This is a genomic window from Streptomyces sp. NPDC050704, from assembly GCF_040654355.1.
GTDB lineage: Bacteria > Actinomycetota > Actinomycetes > Streptomycetales > Streptomycetaceae > Streptomyces.
Map to the genome: position 1 here is coordinate 25,433 of NZ_JBFAHW010000120.1, position 6,048 is coordinate 31,480.

At 70.8% G+C, this 6,048-nt stretch carries 5 protein-coding genes; 2 read left to right on the top strand and 3 right to left on the bottom strand.

Annotated features, from left to right (window positions below; genetic code table 11):
• Positions 1-17: 17 nt before the first annotated feature.
• Both AB0I18_RS42600 and AB0I18_RS42605 read right to left on the bottom strand, forming a co-directional pair.
• The gene (locus AB0I18_RS42600; protein ID WP_363111149.1) at positions 18-236 is read right to left on the bottom strand and encodes a hypothetical protein; all 219 of its coding nucleotides are present in this window, start codon (positions 234-236) and stop codon (positions 18-20) included.
• Positions 237-425: 189 nt separating this feature from the next.
• Positions 426-1,853 (bottom strand): MFS transporter, encoded by a 1,428-nt coding sequence (locus AB0I18_RS42605; RefSeq protein WP_363111150.1) that lies wholly within the window; start codon positions 1,851-1,853, stop codon positions 426-428.
• A 101-nt stretch (positions 1,854-1,954) separates the two neighbouring features.
• On the opposite strand from AB0I18_RS42605, the gene AB0I18_RS42610 reads away from it, so the two are divergent.
• Positions 1,955-2,941 (top strand): helix-turn-helix transcriptional regulator, encoded by a 987-nt coding sequence (locus tag AB0I18_RS42610; protein WP_363111151.1) that lies wholly within the window; start codon positions 1,955-1,957, stop codon positions 2,939-2,941.
• A gap of 304 nt (positions 2,942-3,245) precedes the next feature.
• On the opposite strand, the gene AB0I18_RS42615 is transcribed toward AB0I18_RS42610, so the two are convergent.
• Complete coding sequence (locus tag AB0I18_RS42615; RefSeq protein WP_363111152.1) at positions 3,246-4,691, bottom strand: MFS transporter; 1,446 nt, start codon at positions 4,689-4,691, stop codon at positions 3,246-3,248.
• A 100-nt stretch (positions 4,692-4,791) separates the two neighbouring features.
• Between AB0I18_RS42615 and dusB the strand changes: the two genes are divergently transcribed.
• Positions 4,792-5,946, top strand: a complete 1,155-nt coding sequence (gene dusB / locus AB0I18_RS42620; RefSeq protein ID WP_363111153.1) for a tRNA dihydrouridine synthase DusB — start codon at positions 4,792-4,794, stop codon at positions 5,944-5,946.
• The last annotated feature ends 102 nt before the right edge of the window (positions 5,947-6,048 follow it).

Consider the following 6,048-nt stretch of genomic DNA (forward strand, 5'->3'; position numbering starts at 1 on the left):
CGGCCCCGCGACCGCCCTCAGGACCCTGCGCCGCCCCCGGCCGGATCCACCGTCGCCTGATGTGCCTCGGCGAGGTGTTCCTCGGCCTTCAGCCAGGGCAGGAACTGGGCGTTCTTGCGCCAGCCGCAGGTATCGCATCTGATCGTCCGCTGCACGCCCGCCCGTTGTACGTGGACGACGTGCTCGCGGCCGTGCTGGTCCCAGCGGCTCACCTTGCTGGTGTTGGTCTGCAGCATGACGCCTCCTGGTGTGCGCGCTCGGTTGCGCGCGCTAAGGAGTGTGCAGCAAGAACAACATCAACGGGGACACTTCCACGGCGAGTTGGCCGCTTGGTCATCCGACGTAACACTGCGGTACTGCAGGGTGATCACGACCTCACGCTCGGTGTTCGGAGGTGGGAGGGGGCAGAGGAGGGCGGGGGAGGGCTAGCTGATCGTGCGCGGCAGCCGCAGGCTCAGCGCCGTCGTCAGCACCACCCCGCCCAGCTGGACGAGCAGTGTCGTCGCCAGGGCGTCACCCATCCCCATGCCCGGGGAGAGGGAGAGGAAGAGGGTGCCCAGGGTGGCCACACCGAGGGCTAGGGCGGACTGCTGGGCGGTGATCATGACGCCGCTGCCGACACCGGCCCGGGACGCGGGAACCTCGGAGAGGATCACGCGGAAGATGATGGGCAGTTGGAGGGCCTGGCCCGCGCCGGCTATGACCACTCCGGGCCAGAGTTCGAGGCCGCCGAGGTCGGGCCAGGAGCGCCATACCGTGAGGGCGAGGACGGCCACGCCCACCGCCTGGACCAGGCCGCCCACGGTGACGACACGCGTGCCCCAGCGCGTCACGAGCCGGGGGCCGAGCAGTGAGACCACGAAGAAGGACACCGCCATCGGGGCCAGCGCGAGGCCCGCGCGGACCGGGCCGAGGCCCACTCCCTCCTGGAGTGCCACCGCGATGACGAACATGAACCCGCTGAAGCCGATGGAGAAGGGCAGGATCATCACCAGACCCCGGCGCAACGGCAGGTTCGCGAACAGGCTCGGCGGGACCAGCGGGGTCCGGCCCTGGCGGTCCGCCCGGCGTTCGACGAGATAGAAGGCGGTCGCCGCGACCGGGAACAGGCCCAGCGACAGCCAGGTCCACAGCGGCCAGCCCGCCGCCCGGCCCTCGGTCAGCGGAGCGAGCAGCGAGATCAGGGCCACGGCCAGCAGAACCGTGCCGGGGCCGTCCACCGGCTCCGGGTTCTGCGAGCGGGTCTCGGGGACGGCCCGGGCGGCCAGGACCAGGCCGAGGAGCACGACCGGTACATTCACCAGGAAGATCGCTCGCCAGTCGGTGCCCGCGATGTCCGCCGCGACCAGGACGCCGCCGAGGATCTGCCCGGCCACCATGGAGAGCCCGGCGGTGGCCCCGTACAGGCCCATCGCCTTGGCGCGGCGCGGGCCCTGGGTCGCCGACTGGATGGTGGCGAGGACCTGGGGGAGCATCGCCGCGGACGCCGCGCCCTGTGCGACGCGCGCCGCGACGAGGGTCCAGGCCGTCGGCGCGAGGCCGCACGCGAGCGAGGTGAGCCCGAAGGCCGCCATCCCGCCGAGGAAGAGCCGGCGCCGGCCGAACATGTCGCCGAGCCGTCCGCCGAGGACGAGGAGCACGGCGTACGAGACCCCGTACCCGGCGACGACCAGTTCCAGGACCGCGTCGCTCGCGGCCAGGTCGTGGCCGATGGTGGGCAGGGCGACGTTGACGATGAAGAAGTCGATGAGGGGGAGGGCCGCGCCGAGAAGCACGGTGAACAGTCCGAGCCGGCCGAGCACGGGTGGCGTGACGGGGGAGCGGACGGTGTGGGAAGCGATGGTTTCGGTCACGCTGACGAGCGTGCGCCTGTTCTCAGGCTGGTACCAGTGTCTTCGTATCCTGGTAGAAGGAGTACCTGGCAACAGGTTCCGTGTGGCCGCAGGCTGGAGGCATGACAAGCGTGATCGAGGAGACGGTGACCCGGGAGACCGAGGAGATCGGGGAGGCCCGCACGGCCGGTGCCCCCGCGGGCCGCGGTTCGCAGATCCGGCGGCACGAGCTGGCGGTCTTCCTGCGCAGCCGCCGCGAGCGGATCACCCCCGAGCAGGTCGGTCTGCCCCGCGGCCGCCGCCGGCGCACTCCGGGGCTGCGCCGCGAAGAGGTCGCACAGCTCTCCGCGGTCGGCGTCACCTGGTACACGTGGCTGGAGCAGGCCAGGGACATCCAGGTCTCCGAGCAGGTCCTCGACGCGCTGGCCCGCACTCTGCTGCTCGACGCCAGTGAGCGGGCCCACCTCTTCCAGCTCGCCGGGGCCGTCGACCCGACACCCGCCGCGAGCTGCCCCAGCGTCACTCCGGCGCTGCGCGAGATGCTGCGCCGCCTTGAGCCCGTCCCGGCCTGCATCCAGAACAGCCGGTACGACATCCTCGCGTACAACCGCACGTACGGCCGCCTCCTCATGAGGAACCTCGACTCCGTGCCGCCCGAGGACCGCAACTGCGTGCTGCTCATGTTCACGAACGACGAGTGGCGCTCCTCGGTCGTCTCCCTGGACAAGAGCATGCGGCTGATGGCGGCCAAGCTGCGTGCCTCGATGGCCGGTCATCTCGGCGAGCCCGCCTGGAAGATGCTGGTCAAGCGGCTGATGGCGGAGTCGCGGGAGTTCTGCGAGGTCTGGGAGCGGTACGAGGTGATCGGCGCCCGCAGCAAGACCAAGCAGTTCCTCAACCCGCATGTCGGCCTGCTCACCCTCGACCACACCGACCTGTGGCTCAGCCCGGACTTCGGCGCCCGCATGGTGACGTACGTCCCCAGCGACGAGGAGACCCGCGAACGCCTGGAGAAGCTGCACGCGTTCGCCTTGGAGGCCGAGGCCGAGGCCGAGGCCGAGAAGACCGATGTCGAGGCCGATTCCGGGGCCGCGACGGCATCGTCCTGAGGGCTCAGTACGGCAGGAGGCGACCCGAGGGGGTCCGCCGGTCGATCGTCGTGTCGCGGGGTGTGGTGGGCCGGCGGCTGCTGCGGATGCGGATGCGGCGGTTCATGGCGGCCTCCTCGTGCTCCTGTGCTCCTCATGTCCGGTGTGACCAGCATCCGTGCCGCCGGGGCCCGGCACATCGTGCCCGGGGAGGCGTCCGGACTGCCCCCGGAGAGGCATGCGCGGGGGACGACGTACTCCGGGGGGAGGACGTACGCCCCCGAGCTGACCCTGACCCATGGCCATGGCCCTGACCTCGGGCCGGTCAGGCGCTCACGCCTGCCGCGTCCCGTACGTCCGTCGCCGCCAGGCGCTCGGCCGTGCGCAGGGCCGTCCCGCGTGCCCAGGGGCCGCTGGTCAGGGCGCCCAGGACCAGGACGGCCAGACCGCAGCCCGCGATGATCCACCAGGCGGGCTGAGCGGCCGACACGAACGCGTCCTTGTACGGGGAGGCGCCGATGCCCGACGCGAGGACCGCGCCGATCACCGCGACGCCGAGCGTGCCGCCGATCTGGCGGCTGGTCGAGGCGATCGCGGCGGCGACGCCGGCCTGGGCGCGGGGCATGCCGGAGACGGCGGTGTTGGTGATGGGCGCGTTCACGAAACCGAAGCCGATACCGAAGAGGACGTAACCGATCACCAGCGTCACGTTCGAGGTCTCGGCGTCGAAGACGGCGAACAGGACTCCGCTCGCGGTCATCCCGACCCCGGCGACCAGGAGGGAGAGGCGGGGGCCGCGGCTGCCGACCAGCCGGCCGGACAGGGGTGCGCAGACGAAGGTCATGGCCGCCATGGGGAGCATCCACAGGCCCGCGTGCAGGGCGTCCAGGCCGCGGACGTTCTGGAGGTAGAGCGTCGACATGAAGAGGAACCCGCTCAGCGCCGCGAACGAGCTGATCGCGATGACCGTCGCCCCGCTGAACGGGGCCGAGCGGAAGAAGCGCAGGTCGACGAGGGGCTCGACGCGGCGGGGTTCGTACCGGAGGAAGGCGAGCAGCGAGACGAGCGCGATGCCGCCGAAGACGAGGATCTTGCCGGCGCCGGAGCTGGGCGCCTCGATGATCGCGTACGTCAGTGAGCCGAGCAGCGCGATCACCAGGAACTGGCCGACCGGGTCCGGGCGGCGGGCCTTCGGGGCGCGGGACTCCGGGACGTACCGGAGGGTGAGCAGGAGGGCGGCCAGTCCCACCGGCAGGTTGATCCAGAAGATCGAGCGCCAGCTCACCGAGTCCACGAGCAGGCCGCCGACCAGTGGTCCGGCGGCCATGGATATGCCGACCACGCCGCCCCAGACGCCGATCGCGCGGGCGCGCTCGCGCGGGTCCGTGAAGGTGTTGGTGATGATCGACATCGCGACCGGGTTGAGCATCGAGCCGCCGACCGCCTGGATCATGCGGAACGCCACGAGCGATTCGAGGTCGGGGGCGAGCGAGCAGAGCAGCGAGCCGAGGGTGAAGACGACCAGGCCCGCCAGGAAGACCTTTCTGCGGCCGATGCGGTCGGCGGTCGAGCCCGCGAGCATCAGCAGCGAGGCGAGGACGAGGGTGTACGCGTCGATCGTCCACTGCAGGCCCGCGAGGCTCGCGTCCAGGTCCTTCTGCATGGCGGGCAGGGCGACGTTGAGGACGGTGTTGTCGAGGCTCACGATCAGCAGGCTCATGCAGCAGATCGCGAGCACCAGCATGCGTCGGCGATGGCTGAGCTCGGGCATGCGGACCAGGGTACGCCTGCTTCGGTAGTGTGCCTAACTAACGAGTGCGGCCTCGGGCGGGGCTGCGACGGCACTCTCCGGCGTGCGTGACAATGGGGGAATGTCCACGCCCGTCCTTGCTCCCGCGTCCCCGTTGTCGATCGGCCCGCATGTCGTGCGGCCGCCCGTCGTCCTGGCCCCCATGGCCGGGATCACCAACGCGCCGTTCCGCACGCTGTGCAGGGAGTTCAGCGGCGGCAAGGGGCTGTTCGTCAGCGAGATGATCACGACTCGGGCGCTGGTCGAGCGCAACGAGAAGACGATGCAGCTGATCCGCTTCGACGCGTCCGAGACGCCGCGGTCGATCCAGTTGTACGGGGTCGACCCCGCGACCGTCGGCAAGGCCGTCCGCATGATCGCGGAGGAGGGCCTCGCCGACCACATCGACCTGAACTTCGGGTGCCCGGTGCCGAAGGTGACCCGCAAGGGTGGCGGGTCGGCGCTGCCGTACAAGCGGCATCTGTTGCGGGCGATCCTGCGTGAGGCGGTGTCCGGGGCGGGGGACCTGCCGGTCACGATGAAGATGCGCAAGGGGATCGACGACGACCACATCACGTACCTCGACGCCGGGCGGATCGCGGTCGAGGAGGGTGTGACCTCGATCGCCCTGCACGGGCGTACGGCGGCTCAGCACTACGGCGGCACCGCCGACTGGGACGCCATCGCGCGTCTCAAGGAGCACGTGCCGGAGATTCCCGTTCTCGGGAACGGTGACATCTGGTCGGCGGACGATGCGTTGCGGATGGTGCGGGAGACCGGGTGTGACGGGGTGGTGGTCGGGCGGGGGTGTCTGGGGCGGCCGTGGTTGTTCGCGGATCTGGTGGCGGCGTTCGAGGGGCGCTCCGGGGAGTACGCTCGGCCGGCGCTTCGTGAGGTCGCGGCGGTCATGGTGCGCCACGCGACCCTGCTCGGGGAGTGGATCGGGGACGAGGCTCGCGGTGTCATCGACTTCCGCAAGCACGTGGCCTGGTATTTGAAGGGGTTCGCGGTGGGCTCCGAGATGCGGAAGCGGCTTGCGATCACGTCATCTCTGGGCGAACTCTCCGAGGGGTTGGCCGAGTTGGACCTGGACCAGTCGTGGCCGGTCGGTGCGGATGGCCCTCGCGGGCGGACGTCTGGCAACAACAGGGTTGTGCTGCCGGATGGTTGGCTGAAGGACCCTTACGACTGTGCGGGGATCAGTGAGGACGCGGAGTTGGATACGTCCGGGGGCTGAGTGTTCGCTGCGGGTGGGTGGGGGCTGGTCGCGCAGTTCCTCGCGCCCCTGGGGTGGTGGGTGGTGGGGTCGGTGCCGCGACGGGATATCCGATCGCCGCTC

Bases quoted from the DNA above. Each gene is read 5' to 3' on its own strand.
- AB0I18_RS42600 (WP_363111149.1), bottom strand. From the start codon at position 236: ATGCTGCAGACCAACACCAGCAAGGTGAGCCGCTGGGACCAGCACGGC.
- AB0I18_RS42610 (WP_363111151.1), top strand. From the start codon at position 1,955: ATGACAAGCGTGATCGAGGAGACGGTGACCCGGGAGACCGAGGAGATC.
- AB0I18_RS42615 (WP_363111152.1), bottom strand. From the start codon at position 4,691: ATGCCCGAGCTCAGCCATCGCCGACGCATGCTGGTGCTCGCGATCTGC.
- dusB (WP_363111153.1), top strand. From the start codon at position 4,792: ATGTCCACGCCCGTCCTTGCTCCCGCGTCCCCGTTGTCGATCGGCCCG.